Genomic DNA, 26317 nt, shown 5'->3' on the forward strand with positions numbered 1-26317 from the left:
ATACAGGCACGCAAACACGATTGATTTACTGATTGTGCTGCGGCGTTACCGACTCATCGTGAGAGGGCGCTACGTCAGTTTGGGAGGTAGTCGTCGATTTTTTAGTGACAACCACGGCATTTTCCACCTTTTTACTGGTACGCGCTTTGGGTTTGGCTGCTGGTTTTTCGCTCGCCTTAGCTTTACGCGTACGGGTTTTTGGTGCTTTTGGCGTTGCCAAGGTCAGCATACCAACGGTTGCCGGTTTCATTTGCTCTGCCACACTTTCAATCATGTTCTTATAACTAACGGGTGTGGTTTTACGTTTTTGCGCCGCTGCTTCTGCGCTATCTTCTACGTCCGTTGCTTCAACACCTTCGCTGTCAGTGTTATGGTCTAATGCGGGTTCATCAGCTGTTGGCACTGAGTCAACGTCCTGATTCACTATAGCATCATCCGCTATTGTTGTCGCAGAGACTGACTCGGCTGGTTGGTTAGCGACTGGCACATTGTGCGCTTGCAAGTAAGCTTCGACCAATTTACCTTGCTCAATCAAAGCATGACCTTGCTCGCCCAAGCGCGCCACAATCCATGCGCCTACGCTACCTGATTGATATGACAGGTGATTTTGGTTAGGCGACGCTGATTGAGTTGAGGCTGCTTCTACTTGACCGGTGACACTGTCAGTTTGATTGGGGGTAGGCTCAGCAACTGACGGGTTTGCGTCAGTCGGCGCTTGAGCGACAGCGGTATTCACTAAGGAACCGCGTGGATCATTGATGGCGCGTTTAGTCACTGTTGGCAGCGCAGCGTCAGTTTTGCCTGCTTGGCGTTGGAACTGATTGGCTGGCAAAATGGCCGTATGATAATCATCCAAGTTTTGCGCGGATAGACTGGCATAGCCATAATTTCTAAAGTACTGCCCAAAACGCTGTTGTTCAGCCCCTACGACATTATCTTTTGCTGGGGTAGTGGTGGTAGCAGCTTGATGATTAAAGGCATCGATGGCTTGGATAAAGCAGCTAACCACGCTGTCACTTGCCATTTTTTCAGCGGCATTATCTAAGTACTGATTAATAAACTGACTCACCGTACCTGAAATTTTTGTCACCGAAGTACTCACTACAGAGGCAACTGGGCTAAATTGCGCTTGATAAGCCTTATAGACTTCGCGTGGGTCATTTTTGGCACGACCTTGGCTCGGTGTCACTGCTAGCTGGGCAGGGGCTTGCTCAGCGGATGGCGCAGATGGTATAGAGGCTGTAGAAAGCTCTGCTACCTTGTCATTGGAAACTGTAACGCTGCTAGGGTTAACTGGCATCTGAATTGCCTGTTCTGGTGTTGTGGGTTCGGCTGTCGTAGCCGAGGCTATTGACTGCACCTCAGTTTTTGCAATTTCTCCTTTGCTGGCATCTAGCGAGAGGTGCGTTGTTTCAACCGCAGCTATAGTTTGCTGTTGTTCAGTTTTAAATACTTGAACTTGCACACTGTTGGGGTCACGTTGTTTGGTGCCTTTCGGTTTTTCTGCTCTGGATTGGTTGTTTTTTCTACCATCGACAGGGGCAACAGCGGTATCAGTGGCTGTTACATCATTGACTGCAATCGCGTTACTATCGTCATTCGCTAGTGTAGCACGACGTTCTTTGACCCCACGGCTGTCACGGCGACTATTCGGCTCGCGTTTTGGCAGCTCACTAGTTTTGGCAGTTTTTGACGCATCGTTTGACTTGTCTTTATTGCTGTCAGTGTCCTGTGATGAAACTTCCGCCTCACTCGTTTCAGATTGATAACGGTTTGGTTTTTTAGCCTTTGGTTTGCGGTTACCACGTTTACGGCGCTCGGCATCTTTATCGCCTGATTCAGCCGTGGCTAAAGGTTGTTGAGACGCTTCTTGATAAGGATTGGCACTAGTTTCACTGGTGTTTGTGCTCACCGCAGGGATGCTTGCCGTCAATGCGGCATGATTGATTTGACCTTGCACCCCCAAGCTTTGCGCCCCGGTATTGACGAGACTCTCAATCGCCGAAGCGGCATCTTGACCACTAAAGTGTGGGGTGACTTGGGCTTGCTGGGTAGGGGCAAACAAGTTCGATAGCCAAGCGACTGCTGAAGTCGCAGGGACAGTGGCAGCCGGCTGCACGGGTTGTGGCGCGGCAGCTTTGGCGGCAGTCGTATTGTTGGCAGTTTGCTGAGGTTTGTTGGATGGCGTTGCAGGGTTAGGCGTGGTATTGGCGGCGTTGCTAGCATTGCTCCAGGCATTATGATTACCTGTCGGTGCTACACGGCTCACTTCATTGTCATCGGTGTGCCAGTTGCTCGTATCGTAGCCACGGTCTTTATATTCTTGTTGTTGGCTTTCGGCGACACGCTCATAGCTCGATGGCGCGAATCCATCACTGTTATAAGTGATATTAAACTCGGGGGATTCAAGATGCGCATGCGGCAAGATAGTAATGCGCGTGCCACTTTCTTGCTCAAGACACACCAGCGTTTCACGTTTTTCGTTGAGTAAAAATGCCGCGATGTCAGTTGGCACTTCGGCTTGTATTTCGCCATGACGCTCTTGTAGCGCCCGTTGTTCGATTTGACGCATGATTGACAAAGCAAGTGAACGCAAGTCACGAATCATACCGGTACCATGACAACGGGGGCAGAGGTAACCTGTCGCTTCTTCAAGTGACGGACGCAAGCGTTGACGACTCATTTCAAGTAGTCCAAAACGTGAAATTTCAGCGAATTGGATACGCGCGCGGTCGTTTTTGGTGGCTTCTTTGAGACGATTTTCCACTTGTTTTTGGTGGTCATCGGTTGCCATGTCAATAAAGTCAATAACAATCAAACCACCCATATCACGCAAGCGTAATTGACGGGCGATTTCATCTGCCGCTTCTAAATTGGTATTAAACGCCGTTTCTGAGACATCCGCGCCTTTGGTGGCTTTTGATGAGTTAATATCAATCGATACTAGGGCTTCAGTTTGGTCAATCACAATCGAACCGCCGCTTGGCAAACGTACTTCACGTTGGTAGGCGGTTTCGATTTGTTTTTCAATTCCAAAACGGGCAAACATCGGCTCATAGTCAGTGTATTTGCGCAGTTTATTTGCTTGCTGCGGCATCACCGCTTCAATAAAATTCGCCGCTTCATTATAGGCGTATTCATTGTCGACCCAAATTTCCGCGATATCATCACGCAGGTAGTCGCGTACGGCACGGGTGACGACGCCCGCTTCTTGGTGCAACAGGCGAGGTGAGGGGAATTTTTGGCTTTGTTGTTGGATGCCTTTCCAGATGTTTAATAAATGGTCAAGGTCTTGTTGTAATTCATCCGTGGTTTTACCAATCCCTGCGGTACGGATGATAACGCTCATGCCTTTAGGTAGTCTTAGCTCACTTAGCGCTTGCTTCATCTCATCGCGCAGCTTGCCAGAGATTTGGCGAGAGATGCCGCCGCCACGCGCGTTGTTGGGCATCAATACCAAATAACGACCTGCCAATGAAATAAAAGTAGATAACGCCGCGCCTTTATTACCGCGTTCTTCTTTTTCCACTTGCACGATGAGCTCATCGCCTTCTTTAATCAGTTGTTTGATGTTATTGGTAGAGCGAGGGTCGCCTGCTAGATACTCTGGGGCGATTTCACGAATCGGTAAAAAACCTTGACGTTGCGAACCGTATTCGACAAATACCGCTTCAAGCGATGGCTCGACACGGGTCACATGACCTTTATAAATATTGGCTTTTTTTTGCTCGCGGGTACGGTTTTCTAAATCGAAATCATACAAATGATTGCCATTGCACAGGGCAACACGGATTTCTTCGGCGTGGGTAGCATTGATGAGGATGCGTTTCATGTGTTTTCTCCTAAACACACAAAACATACGAGCGTAGATAAATGTTGCTATCAAACATTACTATCAAATATTAGATAAAACAACGTCAAACAGTCCTGACTAGACTCGCTGATACCAAGCGCAAGTGGCTTGACAACGCTTGATAACAAGGTTTGTTGTTCACCAAAAATTGCATGATTAAGTTGGATTATTGCCATAGCGAGGTTGTAAGCCTGTTAGGTAAATGCAACTGTCATGCTGGATTGGGGGTTGTTGCCCAAAACAATGTGTGTTTTAGGACAGATGAATGAACCCTTTTTCCCTATTGGTCAAAAAGTGTTAGCGTTAGTTTTCGTTTTAAATGGCAAGCCTGATAAGTTAGGTTTTACAAAGGCGTGGGCAATTTAAAATGGTAAATCGTCCAAAACCGTAAACGTTTATCTCAAAATCGCAACTACTGAGTTCATTTACCTAGGCGCATAATACGCTAATCGTTACCAGCTGTTTTGTGGTTGTAAGGCACAAAACCCACCATTTATCTGTTATCTCTATATATCACTAATCTTTACAAACTATTTGAACATGTTTTCAAATGACAATTATCTTCGTTACTCGTATGTCGTGTGCTGATATTGATTAAAATCAGTCTTAAAATCTATAAATATTGGCAGTCTAGTGCGCCCTATCGTGAGTCATACTGCCATGAATAAATTTCGGCTGTATGGGCGACAGCAAAAGCGACAGTCTAATTATCCCGCATACACTCCATTCTAAGGAAGCTTAACAGGGTTTAAGTCGAATTGATGGCGCGAATTCATAGCGGCACAGGCACTAAACTGCTAAACTATAGCAAATTTTTATGTAAACGGCTATCAAAATATGACAGAGCACGCGCAGTCTCCCAAACGTCCCGCCCATCCTAACAAAAAACGCGACACCCCATCGCAACAATCGGCTCATCAAACCCCAAAACGCATGCCTAGCAAACAACCGCAGTCTGCAGATGACGATATTTTAGATTTTGCTAAAGTCAATTATCTGACCGTCACGCGCCAGCAACATGACCAACGTGTCGATAACTTTTTGTTGGGTCGTCTTAAAGGACTGCCGCGCTCACACGTCTATAACATGATTCGTTCCGACGAAATCCGTGTCAATGGCAAACGCTGTAAACCCCACGACAAACTGCAGCGTAATGACGTGGTGCGCATTGCACCCATCAAGCTTGCCACGCGTGAAAAGCCCGTGATTAGCCCTGACTTTGCCCAGAGCTTGCTTGAGCGCATTGTGTATGAAGATGAGGGTCTAATCGTACTCAATAAACCATCGGGTATGGCGGTGCATGGCGGCAGTGGCGAGAGTTTTGGCGTGATTGAAGCCATGCGAGAAGCAACGAGTAAAAAATACCTTGAGCTAGTACATCGCATTGACAAAGATACCTCTGGTTTACTGATGATTGCCAAAAAACGCTCAACCCTTAAAACTTTACAAGAGCATTTGCGAGAAAAAACCTTGCAAAAAACCTATCTGTGTTTGGTGGTAGGTTGGATAAGTAGCGAAACACAAACCATTGATAAACCGCTATTAAAATACACGTTGCCTGCCACACAAGAAGGCAAAAGCGGTGAACGCCGGGTCAAAGTGGATGTAAAGTCCGAAGACAGTAAGCCAAGCCAAACCCAAATTAACGTGTTGCAAAAATTTGAGTTAAATGGTCAAGAAGTCAGCTTAATTGAAGCCAAACCGCTCACAGGGCGTACTCATCAAATCCGTGTGCATTTGGCGAGTATCGGGCATCCGCTGTTGGGTGATGATAAATACAATCCGAATGTGGCTAAAGGCGATAAAAGCGTGCGCCGTTTGTGCTTGCATGCTTATCAGCTTGCTATTCCGGAATATGAGGTGATAACAGCAGATTTACCCGATGATATGCAATCATTAGTAGGGTAATAAGCGGTGGCAATAGTCTATAAAGATGATAGATGGGCAAAGCTAGAGCCTTCGCTCATCACGCAAATTACTGAGCAGTTTAACCAATTTTCAGCAACTCAAGTGCGGGCGTTTTTGCTATCTCTTGCCCTTGAAACATCCGCAAATACCGATGATTGCATTGTTTTTATGCCATTGACTTACTTAGTAGGTCAACAGCCTGTGGCTATTCCGAAGCAATCAAGCATTCAGACAACCACTCAAGAATTCCCGATTGATAAAAAGATTGAGGTGAATGGCAAAGGCATCACGTTTGAAAAAGCCATGATGTTTAACCAAATGGGTATTTTGGGTAACTATGATATGGGGTATGAGGATAATCTTGAGTATATTGCCGATTTTTCAAAGGCATTACAAATCTTATTAACTACAAATGCGCTAACTGCTGAGGATTTTATCAATATAGTGCATTACTTATTATGGGTTTGGGAAACTCGCTTTCATCGAAAAGATTTTTGTCCCGAGATTGTCAGTCGAATTAATCAATTTTTACAATCAAGTGAAAACAACAACTTATGAATAATTTTAACCAAAAATCGCTAATCATTTTCGATTGGGACGGCACGCTGATGGATTCGGTTGGCTTAATCGTCGCTGCCATGCGCTATGCTGCCGAAAAGCACGGTTTAACCGTCACCGATGACGCCACCAAATCCATTATCGGCATTGCGTTAGTCGATGCGTTTCCCATGCTTTTCCCCAATCACAGCGATAAATATGATGAACTTTTAGCCACTTACTCTGAGTATTATGTCAAGCATTGTGACAACGACAAACTGTTTGATGGTATTAAAGAATTGATTCAAGATTTACACGCACAAGGCAAAACCTTAGCGATTGCCACAGGCAAGAAACGAAAAGGGCTGCAGCGCGTGCTACCCAATTCTGGGATTCAAGCGTTTTTTACGCTCACCAAAACCGCTGACGAAACCGCAGGTAAGCCAAATCCCTTAATGCTTGAGCAAATCTTGTTAGAAACAGGCACAAGAATCGAAGACGCTGTTTTTATCGGTGATAGTATTCATGATATTCGGATGGCAAATAATATCAATATGGACAGCATAGCAGTGAGTTACGGCTGTGAAAAGGCCGATGTTTTGGCAAAAGAACATCCAACCAAGCTTGTGACTACAATCAATGAACTAAAACAACAGCTAATTTAGTTTAGCTTTGTGCAGATAACTAACTTCGAGTAGAATAACGGCAATTAAAAATTTTAAAAAGCTGTTAATAATGACCGAAGAACTACTCATCAACATCAGCCCATCTGAGAGCCGAGTCGCCGTGCTCGAAGATGGGATACTCAACGAAATCTTTATCGAACGCCATAGCAAACTTGGCTCAGTGGGCAATATCTACCTTGGCACAGTGGTGCGCGTACTGCCAGGGATGCAGGCGGCGTTTATCGACATTGGGCAATCGCGTACCGCGTTTTTGCACGTCAATGATATGCAGACCCTGCGTCCTAAGCTCTCAGCCATTGAGCCGCCCAAACCGCAAAACCCCGCAATTGACAATACTCTAGACCCTGACACCACTACGCTTGCGATGACCACAACCACCTATCAGCCACCGCCTAGCGAGTTGATAGAAAACCGCTTGTATGAAGGACAGCGTATCTTGGTGCAAGTGATTAAAGATCAATTAGGCAGTAAAGGGGCACGACTGACGACGGATGTGTCATTGCCTTCGCGTTATTTGGTGTACTTGCCGTATGGTGAACATATTGGCATCTCTCAGCGGATTGATGGCGATGAGCGAGAGCGGTTAAAAACACAGCTTGGCGAGCTGATGCACCAAGTCAATCTACAAGGCGGATTGATTGCCCGTACCGCTGCCGAAAATATCCCGCAATCCAAACTTGAAGAAGATATTTATTATCTACTACAGCTTTGGCGGATGGTACAAGCCCGCCGTGAACAAACGCCGACCCATCGCCGTTTTGAGCTGATTTATCAAGATTTATCGCTACCTTTGCGCGCGATTCGAGATTTGATTGGTGAGCAGACGGAAAGGGTGACGGTCGATAATGCCCGAGTGTTTGATGCTATTCGTCATTTTGCCAAAGAATTTGTCCCTGCCATTTTCCCACGTATTCAATTGTACGAAGGCGAGCAGGCGTTATTTGATGTTCACCGCGTTGAAGAGGATTTAAAAGACGCGCTCAATCGCCGTGTTAATCTCAAATCAGGCGGTTATCTCATCATTGACCAAACCGAAGCCATGACCACCATTGATGTCAATACAGGCTCATTTGTCGGAGGGCGTTCCCTTGAAGATACGGTGTATAAAACCAATTTAGAGGCTACCCACGCCATCGCCCGTCAGCTGCGACTGCGTAATTTGGGCGGGATTATCATTCTTGACTTTATCGATATGCAAGAGCAACAACACCGCGATGAAGTGCTAGCAAGCCTGCAAGAACAATTAAAGCGCGATTATGCCAAAACCAACATCAGCGAAGTCTCAGCGCTTGGGCTAATAGAGATGACTCGCAAACGCACGCGAGAGAGCCTACAACAACAGCTTTGTGAGCCGTGTCCAACCTGTGGCGGTAAAGGCTTTGTCAAAAGCGCCGAAACCGTGTGTTTGGAGATTTTCCGCGAATTGATGCGCTGTGCCAGAACCTATAATGCCCCTAAGAAATTTACCGTGGTCGCAAATAGCGGGGTGATTGATTTGCTTGAAACCATTGAAGCGGATACGGTGGCAGAGATGGAATATTTGCTGGGTCGTCCGATTAATTTGGAGAGTGATAACCGTTTTAATCAAGAACAATATGATATTTTGCTAGATTAGCCTATTGCTTTTACCCAAAAAATCGGTATAATACAGCCCACTTAACTTATTGCAGGGCGACGAAGATGATTCGTCAATTCATAAAAGAATAAGCCCTTTAATACAGTCGCTCCATTGTTTGCGACACGAAATTAAAGAATACAGTTTCACCGACTATTAATAATGCTATCTATGTATTGCAAGTTAATAGTTTGAGTGGGACCGAAATTTTTTTATTTTCAAAAAGTGCCTGTCAAGAACAGGTAAAAAATGCAAGTTAGGTGTTTACTCAATAACAGCTTAACACCCAACGCAAATTAACCCATATCAAACTTTATATTAGGAGCTTACTGGCATGGCTAACCAGAAAATCCGTATCAGACTTAAATCTTTTGACCATCGTCTGATTGACCAATCAGCTCAAGAGATTGTTGATACCGCAAAACGCACAGGTGCACAAGTTCGTGGTCCAGTACCGCTACCAACTCGCATTGAACGCTTCAACATCTTAACCTCACCACACGTGAACAAAGATGCCCGTGACCAATACGAAATCCGCACATTCAAACGTATGGTAGATATCGTTCAGCCTACTGACAAAACAGTCGATGCACTGATGAAGTTGGATTTGGCGGCGGGTGTTGATGTACAAATCGCATTAGGCTAACCCCTTAGGGTAACACCTATATTGAATAACAGTAAAAATTAAGAGGTTAACAACATGGCGATCGGTTTAGTCGGAAAAAAATGCGGCATGACTCGTATCTTCACAGAAGCAGGTGTTTCAATTCCTGTAACTGTTGTTGAAGTTACTGCCAACCGTATCTCTCAAATCAAAACACAAGACACAGACGGCTATCAAGCTATCCAAGTAACAACTGGTGAACGTCGTGATTCTCGTGTTAATGCAGCTCAAAAAGGTCACTTTGCAAAAGCTGGCGTTGCTGCAGGTCGTGGCACTTGGGAATTTCGCGTCGAAGACAGCGAACTTGAAGGCCGCGAAGCAGGTAGTGAAATCGCTGCTGACTTGTTCCAAGTAGGTCAAATCGTTGACGTAATTGGTACCAGTAAAGGTAAAGGTTTCCAAGGTGGTATCAAACGCCACAACTTCCGTTCACAAGATTGGACACATGGTAACTCAGTATCTCACCGCGTTGTGGGTTCTACAGGTCAAAACCAAACACCGGGTCGTGTATTTAAAGGCAAAAAAATGCCAGGTCAAATGGGTAACAAACGTGTGACCGTACAAGGCTTAGAAGTGATTTCAGTTGATGCTGAAAAAGGTATCCTAGTTATCAAGGGTGCAATTCCTGGTGCCAACGGTGGCGACGTTATCGTACGTCCATCAGTTAAAGCTTAATCAAGGGGATTAACGTGAATCTAAATACAGTAACAGGTTCGGCGGTTGAGCTATCAGACGTAGCATTTGGTCGTGAATTCAACGAAGCACTTGTACACCAAGTAGTTACCGCTTATTTAGCGGGTGGTCGTCAAGGTAGCCGTGCTCAAAAAACGCGTGGTGAAGTATCTGGCGGTGGTAAAAAACCATGGCGTCAAAAAGGTACTGGCCGTGCACGTGCAGGTTCTATCCGTAGCCCAATTTGGGTCGGTGGTGGTCGCGCATTTGCCGCCAAACCACAAGATTGGTCACAAAAAGTGAACCGTAAAATGTACCGTGGTGCCATGCAATGCATTCTTGCTGAATTGATTCGTCAAAACCGTTTGGTATTGGTTGATGACATCAGCATTTCAGCCCCAAAAACTAAAGAGCTTATCGCTAAACTTAAAGACTTAAATGCCCCTAAAGCATTAATCGTTACCAATGAAGTTGACGAAAATCTTTACTTAGCTGCTCGCAATATTCCATACGTCAGCGTACTAGGTAGCACTGAAGTTGATCCAGTTAGCCTAATTGCGTTTGACAAAGTCATCATGTCTGTCGCAGCCGCCAAAGAAATTGAGGGAGTGTTAGCATGAATAACGCAAGACTATATCAGGTACTAAAAGCACCTGTATTTTCAGAAAAATCTCAAATCTTGGGCGATACGTTAGGTGTGCAAGTGTTCAAAGTTGACACCAACGCGACAAAAAAAGAGATTAAAAAAGCCGTAGAATTAATGTTTGAAGGTGTTGAAGTAGTTAAAGTTAACACTTTGAATGTTAAAGGTAAGACAAAGCGATTTGGTCGCACGGTAGGTCGTCGTCAAGACTTCAAAAAAGCCTATGTGACCTTAAAAGCTGGTCAAGATGTTCAAGTAGCCGACGTAGCAGAACAACCTGCTGCCGACAACGAATAAGGATTACACAATGCCTATCGTAAAAGCCAAACCGACATCACCAGGTCGCCGATTTGTCGAGAAAGTGGTGCATCCACACCTTCATAAAGGTCGTCCTTATGCAGCATTAGTAGAGTCAAAAGGCAAAACTGGTGGTCGTAACAACAACGGTCGCATCACTACCCGTCATATCGGTGGTGGTCATAAACAGCATTACCGTGTTGTTGACTTCAAACGTAACAAAGACAACATCCCTGCTGTTGTAGAGCGTATTGAGTACGATCCAAACCGTACTGCACACATCGCACTACTTAAATATGCAGACGGTGAGCGTCGTTACATTATCGCACCAAAAAAATTGCAACAAGGCGATACCGTTATTTCTGGTGAAACTGCACCAATTCGCCCAGGTAACTGCTTACCACTACGTAGCATTCCAGTGGGTACAGTGATTCACAATATCGAACTTAAAATCGGTAAAGGTGCACAGATCGCTCGTTCAGCAGGTGCTGCGGTTCAATTATTGGGTCGTGATGGTATCTATGCAATCGTTCGTTTACGTTCAGGCGAAACTCGTCGTATCCACGTAAATTGTCGTGCGGTTATCGGTGAAGTATCAAACACTGAAAATAACCTTAAATCATTGGGTAAAGCAGGTGCCAACCGCTGGCGCGGCGTTCGTCCTACCGTTCGTGGTACTGCAATGAACCCAGTTGACCATCCACACGGTGGTGGTGAAGGTCGTAACTTCGGTAAACACCCAACCAGCCCATGGGGTCAAAAGGCTAAAGGCCTTAAAACACGTTCTAACAAACGTACTGACCACATGATTATCCGCCGTCGTCGCGTCAATAAGAAATAAGGAATAATTTCATGCCTCGTTCATTGAAAAAAGGTCCATTCATCGATGCGCACTTGTTTGCCAAAGTTGAGAATGCGTTAGAAACTAACTCACGCAAACCAATCAAAACTTGGTCACGTCGCTCAATGATTTTGCCACAAATGGTCGGCTTAACTATTTCTGTTCATAACGGTCGTACACACGTACCTGTTATCGTAAACGAGCAAATGGTTGGTCATAAACTTGGTGAATTCGCCCCAACCCGTACATATCGTGGTCACGGCGTTGACAAGAAATCTAAGAAATAAGGTGCTCATCATGGAAGTAACTGCAAAATTACGCGGTGCCGCCATTTCGGCACAAAAAGTACGCTTAGTTGCTGACGAAGTTCGCGGCAAATCAATCGAGCGTGCATTAGATATCTTAACCTTTAGCAACAAAAAAGCCGCTAAATTGGTTAAAAAATGCTTAGAATCTGCGATTGCTAACGCTGAGCATAACAATGGTTTAGACATCGATACATTGCGTGTTTCTACCATTTATGTGGATGAAGGTATTACGTTAAAACGTGTTTTACCACGTGCCAAAGGTCGTGCTGACCGTATTAGCAAACGTACTTGCCACATCACAGTTAAGGTAGGAGCATAATATGGGACAGAAAGTTCATCCAATCGGCATCCGTCTTGGCGTAATCCGTAAATCAAACGCTAACTGGTATGCAGATCCAAAAAAATACTCTGAATACTTAATCAACGACTTACAAGTTCGTAAATATTTAGAGAAAAAGCTTAAAGCAGCGATGATCAGTGGTATTAGCATCGAACGTCCTACGGGCGCAGCTAAAATCACTATCGCCACGGCACGTCCTGGTATCATCATTGGTAAAAAAGGCGAAGATATCGAAAGCCTACAAAAAGAACTTACCAAATTAATGGGCGTACCAGCACAAGTTAGCATTGAAGAAATCACCCAACCAGACTTAGACGCGCGTCTAGTGGCTGATGGTATTGCTTCACAACTTGAACGTCGTGTCATGTTCCGCCGTGCTATGAAACGTGCTGTTCAAAACAGTATGAAAGCTGGCGCACAAGGTATCAAAGTTGAGCTATCAGGTCGTCTTGGCGGCGCTGAGATTGCTCGCTCAGAGTGGTATCGTGAAGGTCGTGTACCTTTGCATACATTACGTGCAGACATTGACTACTCAAATGTACGCGCAGAAACCACTTACGGTACTATCGGTGTAAAAGTTTGGATTTTCCGTGGTGAAGTGCTTGACGGCATGAACCGTGTATATAATCCAGTCAAAGAAGAAAAGCAAGCACGTGCACCTCAAAAACGTCGTGCTCGTAATGATCGTAGCGACCGCCCACGTAGTGAGCGCCCAGCTAAAGACAGAGGTTAATCGATATGTTACAACCAAAACGTACCAAGTTTCGTAAAGTACAAAAAGGACGTAATACGGGGTTAGCTCACCGTGGTAGTAGCGTATCTTTTGGTACAATCGGACTTAAATCAGTAGAACGTGGTCGTATGACTGCACGTCAAATCGAAGCTGCTCGTCGTACGATTTCACGTCGTATCAAGCGCGGTGGTAAAATTTGGATTCGTGTATTCCCAGACAAACCAATTACCGAAAAACCACTAGAAGTTCGTATGGGTAAAGGTAAAGGTCCAGTAGAATACTGGGTATGCGAAATCAAACCAGGCAAAATGCTTTATGAAATCGAAGGGGTTTCTGACGAGCTAGCAACTGAAGCGTTCACGCTTGCAGCTGCCAAGTTGCCTTTCAAAACCACCATTGTTAAACGGACGATAATGTAATGAAGATCAGTGAACTTAAAGACAAATCAGTCGAAGAGCTGACCCAATTACTAGACGAAAAACAGTTAGAAACATTTCGTCTTCGTATGGCAAAAGCCACTGGTCAGTTAGGCAACACCCATGAGATTAAAGCAAATCGTCGTACGATTGCTCAAATCAAGACTCTTATCTCTGAAAAACAGAACACCGAAAACCAAGGGGCTTAATCATGAGTGAGCAAAATACCAACCAAGCTAACGCTACTGAACAAAGTACAGTCACTGGTAAAGTTGTCAGTGACAAAATGGATAAAACCATTACTGTACTTGTTGAGCGTCGTATTCGTCATGCCAAATACGGCAAAATGATTCGCCGTTCGACCAAACTACATGCTCATGACGAAAACAATGAGTGTGGCGTTGGTGATACAGTTCGTATCAAATCAACACGTCCACTATCAAAAACCAAATCTTGGGTATTAGTAGACGTCGTAGAAAAAGCAGTTAATATTTAATTTAACTTAAATAGATAGTTATAATTGCAAAGCAAGTCAGTAACTGCTACAATACGCCACCTTAAAAATGGCTTATTGTGGCAAAGACTTGTTTTGCCAATTTATGGAGTAACGCGATGATTCAGACTGAAACAATGCTGGAAGTTGCAGACAACAGTGGTGCAAAACGAGTTATGTGCATTAAAGTGCTAGGTGGCTCACATCGTCGTTATGCATCAGTAGGCGACATCATTAAAGTGACTGTGAAAGAAGCAATTCCACGCGGTCGTGTCAAGAAAGGTGATGTAATGAACGCGGTAGTCGTACGCACGAAGTTTGGTGTACGTCGTCCTGACGGTTCAGTACTACGTTTTGATGATAATGCAGCTGTGTTGTTGAACAACAATAAAGCACCAATTGCAACACGTATTTTTGGACCAGTAACCCGCGAACTACGTGGCGAACAATTTATGAAAATTGTTTCATTAGCCCCAGAAGTATTGTGAGGAAAACATGGCAAAATTACGTAAAGGCGACCAAGTGATTGTAATTGCTGGCAAAGACAAAGGCAAGCAAGGTACAGTACTAGCAGTAAAAGAAGACCGTGTAAAAGTTGAAGGCATCAACATCGTTAAAAAACACCAAAAGCCAAACCAACAGACTGGCGTTGAAGGTGGTATTATCGAGAAAGAAGCATTTTTACACATTTCAAATGTTGCAATTTATAATGCAGCAACCCAAAAGGCAGATCGTATTTCTTACCAATTGAATGACGAAGGCAAAAAACAACGCGTTTATCGTTCATCTGGTGAAGTTGTGGCGACTGCATAACCATCTAAGGGTATCAGTAATGGCAAGACTTAAAACACAATATAACGAACAGCTTAAGCAAAAAATTCAGCAAGAGCTTGGTTTAGCCAACGTTATGGAAATCCCTAAAATCACCAAAATCACCCTAAACATGGGTGTGGGTGATGCAGCTCAAGACAAAAAAGTTCTTGAAGGCGCATTAGCGGATATGACGGCAATTGCCGGTCAAAAACCTGTAGTAACCAAAGCTCGCAAATCAGTTGCAGGCTTTAAAATCCGTGAAGAATGGCCAATCGGCTGTAAAGTAACGTTACGTGGCGAACAGATGTACGAATTTTTAGATCGTTTAATCTCAATCGCTATTCCACGTATCCGTGACTTCCGCGGTTTTACAGATAAAGCATTTGATGGCCGTGGTAACTATTCACTAGGTATCAAAGAGCAAATCGTTTTCCCTGAAGTTGACTTTGACAAAATCGACCGTATTCGTGGTTTAGATATTACCATTACGACTACCGCAAAAACTGATGATCAAGGTCGTGCATTGCTTAAAGCATTCGGCTTCCCATTCAAGGGCTAACAGCAAGGATAAGGCAATATGGCAAAGAAAAGTATGATTAATCGCGAATTTAAACGCGAAGCGACTGTTGCTAAATATGCTGAGAAGCGTGCAAAGCTTAAGGCAATTATCAGCGACATCAACGCAACTGACGAAGAGCGTATGGACGCCATGCTGGCATTACAAGCATTGCCACGTGACGCTTCACCTGTACGTTTACGTAACCGTTGTGCATTGACAGGTCGTCCACATGGTTATTTCCGTAAATTTGGTCTTTCACGTAACATGATTCGTGAAAAAGTAATGCAAGGTGATGTACCTGGCGTTCATAAAGCAAGCTGGTAAGGGGAAACAATATGAGTATGCAAGATACCGTTGCTGATATGTTGACTCGTATCCGTAATGCACAAATGGCTCAAAAAGCGTCTGTGACTATGCCAAGCTCAAAACTACGTAAATCAATTGCTGATTTACTAGTGAAAGAAGGTTATGTTGCAACCGCAGAAACTCAAGAAGTTGGTACAGGTAAAGCTGAATTAACCATCGAGTTAAAATATTTTGAAGGTAAACCAGTTATTGAGACGATTAAACGTTATAGTCGTCCAGGTTTACGTCAATACCGTGGTAAAGATGCACTACCAAGCGTCCAAAAAGGTCTAGGTGTAGCAATCATCTCTACCAATAAAGGCATCATGAGCGACCGTGAAGCTCGTGCAGCTGGATTAGGCGGCGAAGTTATTGCGTTCGTAGCTTAATTAACATTAAGAGGGACAGGCATAGTTTGTTGTGCCTGTTCGTTTTTTTATCACTTTTATAGGAATTACCCGTATGTCTCGTGTGGCTAAAGCCCCTGTAGCACTACCAAATGGTACAAGTGTTACTTTGAACGGTCAGCAGGTTGAAGTTAAAGGTAGCAAAGGTACGCTAACTTTACGCCTGCATGATTTGGTCGAGCTAAAACAGGAAGATAATCAAATTATTCTTTCACCAAAATCTGACACCAAAGACGGTTGGATGCACACTGGTACAGTTCGTGCATTATTAAGCAACATGGTTAAAGGTGTTACTGAAGGCTTCGAACGTCGTCTACAATTGATTGGTGTTGGTTATAAAGCCGCTGTTGCTGGCAATAAAGTCAACCTAAACTTAGGTTACTCACACCCAATCGAATATGTACTACCTGAAGGTGTTACTGCTGAAACCCCAACTGCGACTGAAATCGTGTTAAAATCTAGCGACAAACAAAAGCTAGGTCAAGCAGCAGCAAACATTCGTGGCTATCGCCCACCTGAGCCTTACAAAGGCAAAGGCGTTCGTTATAGCGATGAGTATGTCGCTCGTAAAGAAGCTAAGAAAAAATAAGGTGAAATGACATGTTTGATAAAAAAGCTGCTCGCCTTCGCAGAGCGAAAAAAACCCGTGCACATATCCGTGGTTTAGGCGTAAATCGTCTATCTGTTAATCGCACTAACACCCACATTTATGCACAAGTTATCTCACCAACAGGTGGTGAAGTGTTAGCCCAAGCTTCAACGTTAGATACTACTTTACGTGCTGGTCAAACTAGCAACATCGAAGCTGCAACTGCCGTTGGTAAATTAATTGCAGAACGTGCTAAAGCTGCTGGTATTACTAAAGTTGCGTTTGATCGTAGCGGTTTTAAATATCATGGTCGTGTTAAAGCATTAGCTGAAGCCGCTCGTGAAAATGGATTGGAGTTCTAATCATGGCAAAAGTTGAACAAACAGACGGTTTAGTAGAGCGCTTAGTCACAGTTGGCCGTGTATCTAAAGTTGTAAAAGGCGGTCGTATCTTTTCTTTCACCGCACTCACAGTGGTAGGTGATGGTAATGGTCGTGTTGGTTTTGGTCGTGGTAAAGCGCGTGAAGTGCCTGCAGCGATTCAAAAAGCACTAGAAGCTGCCAAACGTAATATGATTACCGTTGATTTAGCGGGTACAACCCTTCAACATCCTATTACTGCTAGCCACGGTGCAAGCCGCGTGTATATGCAACCAGCCTCTGAAGGTACTGGTGTTATCGCAGGTGGTGCAATGCGTGCAGTATTAGAAGTTGCAGGCGTAGAAAACGTATTAGCAAAATGCTATGGTTCAACCAATGCTGCTAACGTTGTACGTGCAACTTTCAACGGGTTAAAAGAAATGTCTTCTCCTGAAAAAGTTGCGGCAAAACGCGGCAAATCAGTTGAAGAAATCTTGGGCTAAGCTAAGGTGAGCTAACATGAAAAAAATGAAAGTTACTCAAGTAAAATCGAGTGCCCATCGCCTAGCAAGCCATAAAGCTTGTTTGAAAGGTTTAGGGTTACGTCGTATTGGACATACTGTCGAAGTTGAAGATACCCCTTCGACCCGTGGTATGGTAAACCGCGTTAACTACTTAGTTAAAGTGGAGGAAGTATAATGGGTCTACGTTTAAATGAATTGAGCCCAGCTGAAGGTTCAAGAAAAAATAAACTTCGCCGTGGTCGTGGTATCGGTTCTGGTATCGGTAAAACTGGTGGTCGTGGTGTCAAAGGTCAAACCTCACGTACAGGTTCTGGTATTCGTTCAGGTTTTGAAGGCGGTCAAATGCCTTTATACCGTCGTTTGCCAAAATTTGGTTTCACCAGTAAACTTGCAATGGTAACCGCAGAAGTGCGTTTATCAGAATTAAATCAAGTTGATGGTGACGTGGTAAGCGTTGAGTCTTTAAAAGCAGCGAATATCATTCGCCACGATATGCAACGTGTTCGTATCATCCTTTCAGGTGACGTAACCAAAGCGTATACTTTTAAAGGTGTTAAAGTGACTAAAGGTGCTAAAGCCGCTATTGAAGCAGCTGGTGGTACTGTTGAGGAGTAATCCTACATGACTAAGCATTCAACATCGATGAATCCTCTAGCATTTATTCGTAAGTACGATGAATTATTTAATCGTTTACTATTTTTGTTGGGTGCTTTAGTCGTCTATCGTTTCGGTTCACACGTACCTATTCCTGGTATGGATCCAGAAAGCTTATCGAAATTTTTTCAAACCAATGAAAATACTATTTTAGGTTTGTTTAATATGTTTTCTGGTGGGGCATTAGAGCGGATGTCAGTCATGGCACTCGGGATTATGCCTTATATTTCTGCTTCAATCATTGTCCAGATGATGACGGCGGTTATACCATCACTGGATGCATTAAAAAAAGAAGGCCAAGCCGGTCAACGCCAAATCAACAAGTATACACGCCAATTAACCCTTGCCTTAGCTTTGGTTCAATCAATTGGTATGTGTACAGGGTTGATTAGTCAGAATCTCACATTGACCAGTGGTCTTGGTTTTTATATTCCTGCGGTAACCTCGTTGGTTGCAGGGTCGATGTTTTTGATGTGGTTAGGTGAACAAATTACTGAACGTGGTATTGGTAACGGTATTTCAATGCTAATTTTAGCGGGTATCGTAGCGACCTTTCCACAAGTGGTCACGCAGTCCATTAACTCTGTCCAGCAAGGTCAAATGAATATGATTGCCTTGTTGATATTTAGTTTATTGGCGTTAGCGGTGGTGGCAGGGATTGTGTTTATTGAGCGCGCACAGCGCCGTATCCCAGTCAACTATGCCCAAAAGCAATCGCAAGAACGAAAAATATATGCACAGCAGCAATCGCATTTGCCATTAAAAATTAATATGGCAGGGGTTATTCCAGCGATTTTTGCCAGTTCATTGTTGTTATTCCCAGCGAGTTTGGGACAATGGGTAGGTCAATCTCCCAATCCTAATATTTTTCAAAGCTTCTTGCAGAATATGGCATTAGTGTTATCACCGGGTCAGCCATTGTATTTGGTAATTTTTGCAGCCCTGATTATTTTCTTTTGTTATTTTTATACCGCGTTGGTATTTAGTCCAAAAGAAGTATCAGAGAATTTGAAACGAAGTGGGGCGTATATTCCAGGCATTCGTCCAGGTTTACAAACTCAACGTTATTTAGATCATGTATTAAATCGCTTAACCTTTATTGGTGCGATTTATATGACAATTATTTGTTTGATGCCGATGATATTGCAATCTGCGTTTGGTATTCCGTTTCATCTAGGTGGTACCTCAGTACTGATTAGTGTGGTCGTGATTATGGACTTTATTGCCCAAGTTAAAGCGCACTTAATGACGCACCAGTACCATGATTATTCGCTCATTCAAACCATGGAAGTCAAGCATTCATAACTACTACTAGGAGCTGAAAATGAAAGTTCAAGCATCTGTAAAAAGAATCTGCGGTAGCTGCAAAATTGTACGCCGCAAAGGCGTTGTTCGCGTTATTTGTAGTGCAGAACCGCGTCATAAACAACGTCAAGGTTAATCTAAATTGTTAGATTGGACTTGAAATCAGGTAGCGGATACTGTATTATCCGCTACTTGTCGTTATTTTGTCACATTTGTAGATAACCAAATGTGTCAAAATGCTACATCAGTAGATGATTAACTCATCTTTTCCTTATAATTGGAGAAATGTCAATGGCTCGTATTGCCGGTGTAAACATTCCGGACAACAAGCATGCTATCATTTCACTCACTTATATTTTTGGTATTGGTCGTACCACTGCTGCTAAAATTTTAGAAGCGGTAAACATTGCACCAACTACTAAAATCAGTGAACTAAATGATACTCAGCTTGATGCTGTCCGTACCCAAGTTGCAGAATATGCGACTGAAGGTGACTTGCGTCGTGAAATCTCGATGAATATTAAACGTTTAGTAGACTTAGGTTGCTATCGTGGCTTGCGTCATCGTCGCGGTTTACCAGTAAATGGTCAACGCACAAAAACAAATGCGCGTACTCGTAAGGGTCCACGTAAAGCAATCAGAAAATAATTAACTTAGGAAGCTAAAAGATGGCAAAAGACACTCGTAGTCGCAAAAAAGTGACTCGCCGCTCGGTAGCTGAGGGCGTAGCGCACATCCATGCGTCTTTTAATAACACCATTGTAACGATTACCGATCGTCAAGGTAATGCTTTGGCTTGGGCCACCGCTGGTGGACAAGGCTTCCGTGGTTCACGTAAATCTACACCATTTGCTGCACAGGTTGCGGCTGAAGTTGCTGGTAAAGCAGCACAAGAATATGGTGTCAAGAATGTTGATGTCTTGGTTAAAGGTCCAGGACCTGGTCGTGAGTCTGCGGTAAGAGCCTTAGGTGCATTGGGTTATAAAATAAACAGCATTAGCGATATAACCCCGATTCCTCATAACGGAACTCGTCCACCGAAAAAACGTCGCGTATAAGGAGACTTTCATGGCCCGTTATCTAGGTCCAAAATTAAAACTTTCTCGTCGTGAAGGTACTGATTTACAATTAAAATCAGGCGTAAAAGCGTACGAAGAAAAAACCAAAAAAGCTGACCGTGCCCCTGGTCAACATGGTAATCCACGTAGCAAAACGTCAGAGTATTCTGCACAGCTTCGTGAAAAACAAAAAGTAAAACGCATTTATGGTGTATTAGAGCGTCAATTCTCAAACTACTATAAAGAAGCTGCGCGTATGAAAGGCGCAACTGGCGAAAACTTGCTTCAAATGTTAGAACGTCGCCTCGATAACGTTGTTTATCGTATGGGTTTTGGTGCAACTCGCGCAGAAGCTCGCCAATTAGTTAGCCACCGTGCTATTCTAGTAAAAAAAGCGGGTCGTGATGAGTTTGTTCGTGTGAACATTCCTTCAATCCAATTGCAAGATGGTGATGTGATTGCCATACACGAAAAAGCCAAAGAACAATTACGTATTAAAAACGCAATTGAATTGGCGGGTCAACGTGGTACACCCGTATGGTTGGAAGTGGATCACAGCAAATTGCAAGGTACTTTTAAACAAGCGCCAGAGCGTGCTGATTTACCAACTGAAATCAACGAAAGCTTAATCGTTGAGTTGTACTCTAAATAATTAATTTTACTATAAAGTCGAGGTGACAAATGATGCTAAATGCTACTGAGTTTCTTACACCGAATGCCATTCATGTGGACACGGTCAATGAAACACACGCCAAAGTCACGCTCGAACCGTTAGAACGAGGTTTTGGGCATACATTAGGTAATGCCCTACGTCGTATTTTATTATCTTCATTGCCTGGTGCAGCTGTAATCGAAGCTGAAATCGAAGGCGTTGATCATGAGTATTCAACCCTTGAAGGGTTGCAAGAAGATGTGTTAGATCTATTATTAAATTTAAAAGGTTTAGCGATCCAATTGCATGATCAAAATGAAGTATTCTTGACCCTTGACAAACAAGGTCCTGGCACTGTACTAGCATCAGATATTGAGTTACCTCACAATGTAGAGATTATCAATCCTGATTTAGTTTTAGGTACATTAAGTGATCGTGGTCATTTAAAAATGCGTTTACGTGTAGCAGTAGGTCGTGGTTATGAGCCTGCCAATGTACGTAAAGATTCTGGTGATAATAAAGTTATTGGTCGTTTAAAATTGGACGCTAGCTATAGCCCAATCTTACGCGTGGCATACCAAGTTGAAAATGCCCGTGTTGAACAACGTACTGACTTAGACCGTTTGGTTATCGAACTTGAAACCAATGGTACCATCGATCCAGAAGAAGCAATTCGTAAAGCAGCAACGATTTTGCAGCAGCAAATTGCCGTATTTGTTGACCTTGAAGCGGAAGCTACCCCAGAACCTGTTAAGGAAAAAGAAGAAGTTGACCCTGTGCTACTGCGCCCAGTGGATGACTTAGAATTAACGGTTCGCTCAGCAAATTGCTTGAAGGCGGAAAATATCTATTACATTGGCGATTTGGTACAACGCACCGAAACTGAGTTGTTAAAAACCCCAAATCTCGGTAAGAAATCATTAACTGAAATCAAAGACGTCCTTGCTTCTAAAGACTTAGAGCTTGGTATGCGCCTTGAAAATTGGCCACCTGCTGATTTACGTGTTGATGACCGCTTCTCTTACCGTAGCCGTTAAAATTTAAAGGAAGTTTGACCATGCGACATCGTAACAGTGGAGTTAAGTTGGGTCGTACCAGCAGCCATCGTAAGGCCATGTTCCAAAATATGACCAACTCACTATTTGAACATGAACTCATCAAAACTACTCTTCCTAAAGCTAAAGAGCTTCGCCGTGTGGCAGAGCCGTTAATTACTTTGGCAAAAGAAGATTCAGTTGCTAACCGTCGTCTAGCGTTTAACCGCTTACGTAATAAAGCGACTGTAGGTAAATTATTCACGACATTGGGTCCACGCTATAAAGCGCGTCCAGGTGGTTATTTACGTATTATCAAATGTGGTTATCGCGATGGCGATGCTGCGCCGATGGCATACGTTGAATTAGTAGACCGTGACTAATCATACTGATTAAAAAAACCCCATAAGTTCGCGCTTATGGGGTTTTTTGTTTGATAGTGATATATCCTCAATTTACCTTTGGAAATATGATGCAATTGAGTTTTGATGTGCTAATGATGTTAACCTTGGTCGCGGGGATTGCAGGATTTTTAGATGCCATGGCAGGGGGTGGTGGCTTATTGACCATTCCTGCCCTGTTAATGGCAAATGTTCCTACCCTATATACCTTGGGCACCAATAAGCTGCAAGCAACGGCAGGTTCGCTTTCTGCTTCTATTACCATGATACGCAAAGGCAAAATTCACCCCAAGCAAATTTGGCGTTCAATTATCGCCTGTTTTGTCGGCGCCGTACTAGGCGCGATGGCTGTACAATTTTCTCCGCCAGTGCTATTAGCCAAAGGCATTCCTTTTTTAATCGCGCTTATTGGTATTTATTATCTGTTTGCACCTACTATCGGTGAGGTCAAATCTGCCCCACGAATCAGCAAAAATAAATGGCAATATGGGATGTCACCCTTGATTGGCTTTTATGATGGCTATTTGGGGCCTGGTACAGGGATGTTTTTTGCGCTAGGCGGTATCACCATGCGCGGTTTGGATATGATTACCGCGACTGCCAATGCCAAATTACTCAACTTTACTAGCAATGCCGCGTCGCTGATGTTTTTTGTATTGGGAGGGAAGGTGCTTTGGTCAGTGGGGTTTGCTATGATGGTGGGGCAATTTATCGGTGCTTCATTGGGCGCGCAGATGGTGGTCAAAGGCGGTACCAAGTTTATTCGACCAGTGATTGTGGTGATGTGTTTTGCGATGCTAATTAAATATGTGTTTTTTTCTTAATAATTTTTATTTATGATAGCGGTAGCATTATTCATACTTTGAGTATCGAGAATATGACAACTGAAATGATTTTAAGTATCTTTCTTGGGATTGGCTTAGCGGCAAGTAGCGGGTTTCGTGTGTTTGTACCGCTGTTTGCGCTCAGTTGTGCTGCGTATTTTCATATCATTCCCCTTAATGATAGCTGGCAGTGGGTGGCATCTACGCCTGCTTTGATTATTTTGGGTGTAGCCAGTATTGCAGAGTCGATCAGTTATTTAATCCCGTTGGTTGATCATCTGTTAGATACGGTTGCTGTACCGCTCGCAGGGATTGCAGGAACATTGGTCATGGCTTCGACATTGACCGATATGAGTCCTGCCATGACTTGGGCGCTAGCGATCATTGCTGGCGGCGGCGCCGCGGCTACGATAAAAGGTACAGCTGCCACCACGCGCGTGGCTTCGACTGCCACGACGGGCGGTTTGGCAAATCCCGCTGTTTCAGTGGCAGAGACTGGGACAGCGATAGGGCTGTCGGCTTTGTCGATTTTTTCACCCATGTTTGCGATGATTGCGTTAATCATTGGTTTACTGATGATGATTTGGGTGGTAATAATGGTTAAAAACCGCGTCAAACGCTAAGGCATCTTGCCTGTTTCTTGTAAAGAAAGCGTGCCATCTTGACCCACGATAATATGGTCAATCAAAGTCATATCGACAAGCTGACACGCTTTTGCCAAACTGCGAGTAATTTCCAGATCTGCCTGTGACGCTGTGGCAGAGGTGCTTGGATGATTATGGGCAATAATAAGCTGACTTGCCCCGTATTTTAACGCACAGCGCAACACTTCCCGCACACACACCGAGCACGATGAAATACCACCTGTGAATAATACCTCATACTGGATTAAGGTGAGTTGATTGGTCAAAAACAGCACCGCAAACACTTCGCGATTGAGCGGTCGCAGCTGCGTAGTAAGATAGTCTTTGACTAACTGACTGGCGTTAAGGGTAGGGGCTTGTTTGACTTGGCTGGCAAGGTAGCGTTTGCCCATCTCAAGGCTTGCCAAAATCTGCGCGTATTTTGCCATGCCGATACCATGACACGCCATGACTGCTTCACTAGGCGCAGCTAGTAACTGAGCTAGACTACCAAATTTTTCAATCAAGCCACGAGCCAGTTCGATAGCGGATTGGTCTTTGGTGCCTGTGCGTAAAAATATTGCCAAAATCTCGCTATCTGATAGACTCTCAGCGCCTTTTTGCAGTAGCTTCTCTCTGGGGCGCTCGTCTTGGTGCCAGTCTTTGATTGCCATAGGCATTTCCTAATAAATGATGATTAATCATACCTAAAGTGGCGGAAAATTGTTACTATAGGCGAAATTTTTTAGTGCTATTATCTTATGAAAAATATCCTTCTTGGTATCACAGGCGGTATTGCTGCCTACAAATCCGCCTCGTTTGCCCGACTATTGATTAAGAGTGGCTATGACGTCCGTGTTATTATGACAGCAAGCGCGCAAGCCTTTATCACACCGTTAACGCTGCAGGCCTTGACGGGCAACCCAGTGCATATCGACTTGTTGGATGAGACCGCTGAGCTAGGAATGGGGCATATTGAACTGGCAAAATGGGCGGATTTACTAATTATCGCGCCTGCTACTGCTAATACGATTGCTAAATTGGCCATGGGAATAGCGGATGATTTACTCACTACCGTTTGCCTTGCTACCGCTGCTCCGATTTTAGTGGCACCTGCTATGAATCAGCAAATGTGGCAACATCCATCGGTCAAACTTAATTTGCAGACGTTAACCGATTATGATTATGAAATCATCCAACCAGCCAGCGGTGAACAAGCCTGTGGTGATATCGGTGAGGGAAGATTGCCAGAGCCAGAGCAGTTGCTTGAATACGTGCAATATTTCATCGCTAGACAAATCACCCCGCAAGTATTGGCGGGTAAAAATGTGACAATCACCGCAGGTCCGACGATTGAAGCCATCGACCCTGTGCGCTATCTATCCAATCATTCCACAGGTAAAATGGGTTTTGCGCTGGCAAAAGCGTGCCGCAATGCAGGCGCGAGGGTAACCTTGATCGTTGGGGGTAAAGTACCGCTGCCAACGCCACTACTGGTCAATCGTATCGATGTGTTATCGGCTGAAGAAATGCTAATGACCGCTCGCCAATGCGCCAGTGACGATATATGTGAGTGCCATGACGATCACGACCATGACCATCACCACGATCACCACCATAACCACAATCATCATGATCATCACCACCATCATGACCATGATGAATTTGGCAATGATATCGAAGTCGAGCCTGTTAGCACAGCGACCGATATTTTTATTGCCACGGCTGCGGTCGCTGATTACCGCACGCGTGATGTCGTGCCGCAAAAGATTAAAAAAACGCAAGATCAGATGGCACTGGATTTGGTGAAAAACCCTGATATTTTGGCGACCATTGCCAAAGAATTCCCTGAGGTTTTTGTGGTAGGATTTGCGGCAGAAACCCAAGATATCGAAAAATATGCTCGTGGCAAGCTTGACGCCAAAAACTTAGATATGATTGCTTGTAATGATGTGTCCCGCACCGATATTGGTTTTGGCAGTGATGACAATGCCATGACGGTATTTTTTAAGGGCAAAGATGCCGCAGTCAGTCTCGAAAAAGCCAGCAAGGATATCATTGCCAATCAGCTGGTCAGCTTAATCGGTAAGCAATTAGCGGGTAAATTCACCTTGGTAAGATAGTCGCTGATGGCGATTTTTTCCGTTCAGCAAGGCGTTATGCT

The 26317-nt window shown here is 44.1% G+C and carries 37 protein-coding genes; 35 read left to right on the forward strand and 2 right to left on the reverse strand.

All coding sequences use genetic code 11. The features are described 5' to 3' along the window. Nucleotides 1-25 precede the first annotated feature (25 nt). Nucleotides 26-3832, reverse strand: a complete 3807-nt coding sequence (locus RT064_RS03190) for an Rne/Rng family ribonuclease (protein ID WP_313061383.1) — start codon at nt 3830-3832, stop codon at nt 26-28. An 858-nt stretch (nt 3833-4690) separates the two neighbouring features. Between RT064_RS03190 and RT064_RS03195 the strand changes: the two genes are divergently transcribed. The 34 genes from RT064_RS03195 to RT064_RS03360 all read left to right on the forward strand — a co-directional run bounded on the left by RT064_RS03195 (nt 4691) and on the right by RT064_RS03360 (nt 24153). Further along, a complete protein-coding gene (locus RT064_RS03195) occupies nt 4691-5761 on the forward strand; it encodes an RluA family pseudouridine synthase (RefSeq protein ID WP_409519521.1) in 1071 nt (356 codons plus the stop codon). 6 nt (nt 5762-5767) lie between these two features. Then, a complete protein-coding gene (locus RT064_RS03200; RefSeq protein WP_313061387.1) occupies nt 5768-6319 on the forward strand; it encodes a hypothetical protein in 552 nt (183 codons plus the stop codon). Further along, complete coding sequence (locus tag RT064_RS03205) at nt 6316-6963, forward strand: HAD family hydrolase (RefSeq protein WP_313061390.1); 648 nt, start codon at nt 6316-6318, stop codon at nt 6961-6963. The genes RT064_RS03200 and RT064_RS03205 overlap by 4 nt, the downstream gene beginning before the upstream one ends. A gap of 70 nt (nt 6964-7033) precedes the next feature. Continuing rightward, nucleotides 7034-8599 carry an Rne/Rng family ribonuclease gene (locus RT064_RS03210; protein WP_219299098.1) on the forward strand — a complete coding sequence of 522 codons (1566 nt, stop codon included), beginning with the start codon at nt 7034-7036 and terminating at the stop codon, nt 8597-8599. A gap of 334 nt (nt 8600-8933) precedes the next feature. Beyond that, entirely contained in the window at nt 8934-9245 is a 312-nt protein-coding gene (gene rpsJ, locus RT064_RS03215; RefSeq protein ID WP_007115544.1) for a 30S ribosomal protein S10, read from the forward strand. 54 nt (nt 9246-9299) lie between these two features. Further along, nucleotides 9300-9938 (forward strand): 50S ribosomal protein L3, encoded by a 639-nt coding sequence (rplC, locus tag RT064_RS03220; RefSeq protein WP_007115545.1) that lies wholly within the window; start codon nt 9300-9302, stop codon nt 9936-9938. A 14-nt stretch (nt 9939-9952) separates the two neighbouring features. Further along, on the forward strand, nt 9953-10555 hold the full coding sequence (gene rplD, locus RT064_RS03225) for a 50S ribosomal protein L4 (protein WP_036593427.1): 603 nt from the start codon (nt 9953-9955) through the stop codon (nt 10553-10555). After that, nucleotides 10552-10875, forward strand: a complete 324-nt coding sequence (gene rplW / locus RT064_RS03230) for a 50S ribosomal protein L23 (RefSeq protein ID WP_007115547.1) — start codon at nt 10552-10554, stop codon at nt 10873-10875. The genes rplD and rplW overlap by 4 nt, the downstream gene beginning before the upstream one ends. 10 nt (nt 10876-10885) lie before the next feature. After that, nucleotides 10886-11716 carry a 50S ribosomal protein L2 gene (gene rplB / locus RT064_RS03235; protein ID WP_007115548.1) on the forward strand — a complete coding sequence of 277 codons (831 nt, stop codon included), beginning with the start codon at nt 10886-10888 and terminating at the stop codon, nt 11714-11716. A gap of 11 nt (nt 11717-11727) precedes the next feature. Then, nucleotides 11728-12003 (forward strand): 30S ribosomal protein S19, encoded by a 276-nt coding sequence (gene rpsS, locus RT064_RS03240; RefSeq protein ID WP_007115549.1) that lies wholly within the window; start codon nt 11728-11730, stop codon nt 12001-12003. A 10-nt stretch (nt 12004-12013) separates the two neighbouring features. Next, nucleotides 12014-12343, forward strand: a complete 330-nt coding sequence (gene rplV / locus RT064_RS03245) for a 50S ribosomal protein L22 (protein ID WP_007115550.1) — start codon at nt 12014-12016, stop codon at nt 12341-12343. A 1-nt stretch (nt 12344) separates the two neighbouring features. After that, nucleotides 12345-13097: a 30S ribosomal protein S3 gene (gene rpsC, locus RT064_RS03250; protein WP_007115551.1), complete on the forward strand. Its 753-nt coding sequence runs from the start codon at nt 12345-12347 to the stop codon at nt 13095-13097. Nucleotides 13098-13102: 5 nt separating this feature from the next. Then, complete coding sequence (gene rplP, locus RT064_RS03255) at nt 13103-13516, forward strand: 50S ribosomal protein L16 (protein WP_007115552.1); 414 nt, start codon at nt 13103-13105, stop codon at nt 13514-13516. After that, nucleotides 13516-13722, forward strand: a complete 207-nt coding sequence (gene rpmC / locus RT064_RS03260; protein WP_007115553.1) for a 50S ribosomal protein L29 — start codon at nt 13516-13518, stop codon at nt 13720-13722. The genes rplP and rpmC overlap by 1 nt, the downstream gene beginning before the upstream one ends. A 2-nt stretch (nt 13723-13724) precedes the next feature. Then, a complete protein-coding gene (gene rpsQ, locus RT064_RS03265) occupies nt 13725-14009 on the forward strand; it encodes a 30S ribosomal protein S17 (RefSeq protein ID WP_007115554.1) in 285 nt (94 codons plus the stop codon). Between the two features lie 116 nt (nt 14010-14125). Further along, nucleotides 14126-14494 carry a 50S ribosomal protein L14 gene (gene rplN / locus RT064_RS03270; protein ID WP_007115555.1) on the forward strand — a complete coding sequence of 123 codons (369 nt, stop codon included), beginning with the start codon at nt 14126-14128 and terminating at the stop codon, nt 14492-14494. 7 nt (nt 14495-14501) lie between these two features. Beyond that, nucleotides 14502-14819: a 50S ribosomal protein L24 gene (rplX, locus tag RT064_RS03275; protein ID WP_036593426.1), complete on the forward strand. Its 318-nt coding sequence runs from the start codon at nt 14502-14504 to the stop codon at nt 14817-14819. A 19-nt stretch (nt 14820-14838) separates the two neighbouring features. Next, nucleotides 14839-15378, forward strand: a complete 540-nt coding sequence (rplE, locus tag RT064_RS03280) for a 50S ribosomal protein L5 (protein ID WP_007115557.1) — start codon at nt 14839-14841, stop codon at nt 15376-15378. An 18-nt stretch (nt 15379-15396) separates the two neighbouring features. Further along, nucleotides 15397-15702, forward strand: coding sequence for a 30S ribosomal protein S14 (gene rpsN / locus RT064_RS03285; protein ID WP_007115558.1), 306 nt, complete (start codon nt 15397-15399; stop codon nt 15700-15702). Between the two features lie 11 nt (nt 15703-15713). Beyond that, nucleotides 15714-16112, forward strand: a complete 399-nt coding sequence (gene rpsH, locus RT064_RS03290; RefSeq protein WP_065263086.1) for a 30S ribosomal protein S8 — start codon at nt 15714-15716, stop codon at nt 16110-16112. 73 nt (nt 16113-16185) lie between these two features. Further along, nucleotides 16186-16719: a 50S ribosomal protein L6 gene (gene rplF / locus RT064_RS03295; protein WP_007115560.1), complete on the forward strand. Its 534-nt coding sequence runs from the start codon at nt 16186-16188 to the stop codon at nt 16717-16719. A gap of 11 nt (nt 16720-16730) precedes the next feature. Further along, nucleotides 16731-17081, forward strand: coding sequence for a 50S ribosomal protein L18 (gene rplR, locus RT064_RS03300; protein ID WP_007115561.1), 351 nt, complete (start codon nt 16731-16733; stop codon nt 17079-17081). Between the two features lie 2 nt (nt 17082-17083). Next, a complete protein-coding gene (gene rpsE, locus RT064_RS03305; protein WP_007115562.1) occupies nt 17084-17581 on the forward strand; it encodes a 30S ribosomal protein S5 in 498 nt (165 codons plus the stop codon). Nucleotides 17582-17597: 16 nt separating this feature from the next. Further along, nucleotides 17598-17777 carry a 50S ribosomal protein L30 gene (gene rpmD, locus RT064_RS03310; RefSeq protein WP_007115563.1) on the forward strand — a complete coding sequence of 60 codons (180 nt, stop codon included), beginning with the start codon at nt 17598-17600 and terminating at the stop codon, nt 17775-17777. After that, nucleotides 17777-18217 (forward strand): 50S ribosomal protein L15, encoded by a 441-nt coding sequence (gene rplO / locus RT064_RS03315; protein ID WP_007115564.1) that lies wholly within the window; start codon nt 17777-17779, stop codon nt 18215-18217. Before rpmD ends, rplO begins: the two co-directional genes overlap by 1 nt. Before the next feature lie 6 nt (nt 18218-18223). Then, nucleotides 18224-19561, forward strand: a complete 1338-nt coding sequence (gene secY / locus RT064_RS03320) for a preprotein translocase subunit SecY (protein WP_065253363.1) — start codon at nt 18224-18226, stop codon at nt 19559-19561. 19 nt (nt 19562-19580) lie between these two features. Then, the gene (gene rpmJ / locus RT064_RS03325; protein ID WP_040403280.1) at nt 19581-19697 is read left to right on the forward strand and encodes a 50S ribosomal protein L36; all 117 of its coding nucleotides are present in this window, start codon (nt 19581-19583) and stop codon (nt 19695-19697) included. A gap of 155 nt (nt 19698-19852) precedes the next feature. Continuing rightward, entirely contained in the window at nt 19853-20209 is a 357-nt protein-coding gene (gene rpsM / locus RT064_RS03330) for a 30S ribosomal protein S13 (RefSeq protein WP_007115566.1), read from the forward strand. 20 nt (nt 20210-20229) lie between these two features. Next, nucleotides 20230-20619, forward strand: coding sequence for a 30S ribosomal protein S11 (gene rpsK / locus RT064_RS03335; RefSeq protein ID WP_007115567.1), 390 nt, complete (start codon nt 20230-20232; stop codon nt 20617-20619). 10 nt (nt 20620-20629) lie between these two features. Beyond that, nucleotides 20630-21271: a 30S ribosomal protein S4 gene (gene rpsD, locus RT064_RS03340; protein ID WP_135889650.1), complete on the forward strand. Its 642-nt coding sequence runs from the start codon at nt 20630-20632 to the stop codon at nt 21269-21271. A gap of 29 nt (nt 21272-21300) precedes the next feature. Beyond that, nucleotides 21301-22308: a DNA-directed RNA polymerase subunit alpha gene (locus tag RT064_RS03345; protein ID WP_007115569.1), complete on the forward strand. Its 1008-nt coding sequence runs from the start codon at nt 21301-21303 to the stop codon at nt 22306-22308. Nucleotides 22309-22328: 20 nt separating this feature from the next. Beyond that, entirely contained in the window at nt 22329-22688 is a 360-nt protein-coding gene (rplQ, locus tag RT064_RS03350; RefSeq protein ID WP_036593417.1) for a 50S ribosomal protein L17, read from the forward strand. 89 nt (nt 22689-22777) lie between these two features. After that, nucleotides 22778-23530 carry a TSUP family transporter gene (locus RT064_RS03355; RefSeq protein WP_313061578.1) on the forward strand — a complete coding sequence of 251 codons (753 nt, stop codon included), beginning with the start codon at nt 22778-22780 and terminating at the stop codon, nt 23528-23530. A 53-nt stretch (nt 23531-23583) separates the two neighbouring features. Beyond that, nucleotides 23584-24153 carry a DUF4126 domain-containing protein gene (locus RT064_RS03360; protein ID WP_007115572.1) on the forward strand — a complete coding sequence of 190 codons (570 nt, stop codon included), beginning with the start codon at nt 23584-23586 and terminating at the stop codon, nt 24151-24153. On the opposite strand, the gene radC is transcribed toward RT064_RS03360, so the two are convergent. Next, on the reverse strand, nt 24150-24827 hold the full coding sequence (radC, locus tag RT064_RS03365) for a RadC family protein (RefSeq protein ID WP_007115573.1): 678 nt from the start codon (nt 24825-24827) through the stop codon (nt 24150-24152). The two genes, RT064_RS03360 and radC, sit on opposite strands and share 4 nt — an antisense overlap. Nucleotides 24828-24914: 87 nt before the next feature. On the opposite strand from radC, the gene coaBC reads away from it, so the two are divergent. Continuing rightward, entirely contained in the window at nt 24915-26276 is a 1362-nt protein-coding gene (gene coaBC, locus RT064_RS03370; protein ID WP_313061420.1) for a bifunctional phosphopantothenoylcysteine decarboxylase/phosphopantothenate--cysteine ligase CoaBC, read from the forward strand. Nucleotides 26277-26317: the final 41 nt, after the last annotated feature.

The sequence above is a fragment of the Moraxella sp. CTOTU49097 genome (assembly GCF_032064105.1).
GTDB classification, from domain to species: Bacteria; Pseudomonadota; Gammaproteobacteria; order Pseudomonadales; family Moraxellaceae; genus Faucicola; species Faucicola osloensis_B.

What these genes read in the sequence shown, in the direction of transcription:
- RT064_RS03210 (WP_219299098.1), top strand. Translation starts at nt 7,034, where the DNA reads ATGACCGAAGAACTACTCATCAACATCAGCCCATCTGAGAGCCGAGTC.
- rplR (WP_007115561.1), top strand. Translation starts at nt 16,731, where the DNA reads ATGTTTGATAAAAAAGCTGCTCGCCTTCGCAGAGCGAAAAAAACCCGT.
- radC (WP_007115573.1), bottom strand. Translation starts at nt 24,827, where the DNA reads ATGGCAATCAAAGACTGGCACCAAGACGAGCGCCCCAGAGAGAAGCTA.
- rpsM (WP_007115566.1), top strand. Translation starts at nt 19,853, where the DNA reads ATGGCTCGTATTGCCGGTGTAAACATTCCGGACAACAAGCATGCTATC.
- rpsQ (WP_007115554.1), top strand. Translation starts at nt 13,725, where the DNA reads ATGAGTGAGCAAAATACCAACCAAGCTAACGCTACTGAACAAAGTACA.
- rpsC (WP_007115551.1), top strand. Translation starts at nt 12,345, where the DNA reads ATGGGACAGAAAGTTCATCCAATCGGCATCCGTCTTGGCGTAATCCGT.
- RT064_RS03355 (WP_313061578.1), top strand. Translation starts at nt 22,778, where the DNA reads ATGCAATTGAGTTTTGATGTGCTAATGATGTTAACCTTGGTCGCGGGG.
- rpmD (WP_007115563.1), top strand. Translation starts at nt 17,598, where the DNA reads ATGAAAAAAATGAAAGTTACTCAAGTAAAATCGAGTGCCCATCGCCTA.
- rpsS (WP_007115549.1), top strand. Translation starts at nt 11,728, where the DNA reads ATGCCTCGTTCATTGAAAAAAGGTCCATTCATCGATGCGCACTTGTTT.
- rpsN (WP_007115558.1), top strand. Translation starts at nt 15,397, where the DNA reads ATGGCAAAGAAAAGTATGATTAATCGCGAATTTAAACGCGAAGCGACT.
- rplV (WP_007115550.1), top strand. Translation starts at nt 12,014, where the DNA reads ATGGAAGTAACTGCAAAATTACGCGGTGCCGCCATTTCGGCACAAAAA.
- rplF (WP_007115560.1), top strand. Translation starts at nt 16,186, where the DNA reads ATGTCTCGTGTGGCTAAAGCCCCTGTAGCACTACCAAATGGTACAAGT.
- rplN (WP_007115555.1), top strand. Translation starts at nt 14,126, where the DNA reads ATGATTCAGACTGAAACAATGCTGGAAGTTGCAGACAACAGTGGTGCA.
- rpmJ (WP_040403280.1), top strand. Translation starts at nt 19,581, where the DNA reads ATGAAAGTTCAAGCATCTGTAAAAAGAATCTGCGGTAGCTGCAAAATT.
- rplW (WP_007115547.1), top strand. Translation starts at nt 10,552, where the DNA reads ATGAATAACGCAAGACTATATCAGGTACTAAAAGCACCTGTATTTTCA.
- rpsJ (WP_007115544.1), top strand. Translation starts at nt 8,934, where the DNA reads ATGGCTAACCAGAAAATCCGTATCAGACTTAAATCTTTTGACCATCGT.
- RT064_RS03190 (WP_313061383.1), bottom strand. Translation starts at nt 3,832, where the DNA reads ATGAAACGCATCCTCATCAATGCTACCCACGCCGAAGAAATCCGTGTT.
- coaBC (WP_313061420.1), top strand. Translation starts at nt 24,915, where the DNA reads ATGAAAAATATCCTTCTTGGTATCACAGGCGGTATTGCTGCCTACAAA.
- rpmC (WP_007115553.1), top strand. Translation starts at nt 13,516, where the DNA reads ATGAAGATCAGTGAACTTAAAGACAAATCAGTCGAAGAGCTGACCCAA.
- rpsK (WP_007115567.1), top strand. Translation starts at nt 20,230, where the DNA reads ATGGCAAAAGACACTCGTAGTCGCAAAAAAGTGACTCGCCGCTCGGTA.
- RT064_RS03195 (WP_409519521.1), top strand. Translation starts at nt 4,691, where the DNA reads ATGACAGAGCACGCGCAGTCTCCCAAACGTCCCGCCCATCCTAACAAA.
- rplP (WP_007115552.1), top strand. Translation starts at nt 13,103, where the DNA reads ATGTTACAACCAAAACGTACCAAGTTTCGTAAAGTACAAAAAGGACGT.
- rpsE (WP_007115562.1), top strand. Translation starts at nt 17,084, where the DNA reads ATGGCAAAAGTTGAACAAACAGACGGTTTAGTAGAGCGCTTAGTCACA.
- rpsH (WP_065263086.1), top strand. Translation starts at nt 15,714, where the DNA reads ATGAGTATGCAAGATACCGTTGCTGATATGTTGACTCGTATCCGTAAT.
- rplO (WP_007115564.1), top strand. Translation starts at nt 17,777, where the DNA reads ATGGGTCTACGTTTAAATGAATTGAGCCCAGCTGAAGGTTCAAGAAAA.
- RT064_RS03205 (WP_313061390.1), top strand. Translation starts at nt 6,316, where the DNA reads ATGAATAATTTTAACCAAAAATCGCTAATCATTTTCGATTGGGACGGC.
- rplE (WP_007115557.1), top strand. Translation starts at nt 14,839, where the DNA reads ATGGCAAGACTTAAAACACAATATAACGAACAGCTTAAGCAAAAAATT.
- secY (WP_065253363.1), top strand. Translation starts at nt 18,224, where the DNA reads ATGACTAAGCATTCAACATCGATGAATCCTCTAGCATTTATTCGTAAG.
- rplC (WP_007115545.1), top strand. Translation starts at nt 9,300, where the DNA reads ATGGCGATCGGTTTAGTCGGAAAAAAATGCGGCATGACTCGTATCTTC.
- rplX (WP_036593426.1), top strand. Translation starts at nt 14,502, where the DNA reads ATGGCAAAATTACGTAAAGGCGACCAAGTGATTGTAATTGCTGGCAAA.
- rplQ (WP_036593417.1), top strand. Translation starts at nt 22,329, where the DNA reads ATGCGACATCGTAACAGTGGAGTTAAGTTGGGTCGTACCAGCAGCCAT.
- rpsD (WP_135889650.1), top strand. Translation starts at nt 20,630, where the DNA reads ATGGCCCGTTATCTAGGTCCAAAATTAAAACTTTCTCGTCGTGAAGGT.
- rplB (WP_007115548.1), top strand. Translation starts at nt 10,886, where the DNA reads ATGCCTATCGTAAAAGCCAAACCGACATCACCAGGTCGCCGATTTGTC.
- RT064_RS03345 (WP_007115569.1), top strand. Translation starts at nt 21,301, where the DNA reads ATGATGCTAAATGCTACTGAGTTTCTTACACCGAATGCCATTCATGTG.
- RT064_RS03360 (WP_007115572.1), top strand. Translation starts at nt 23,584, where the DNA reads ATGACAACTGAAATGATTTTAAGTATCTTTCTTGGGATTGGCTTAGCG.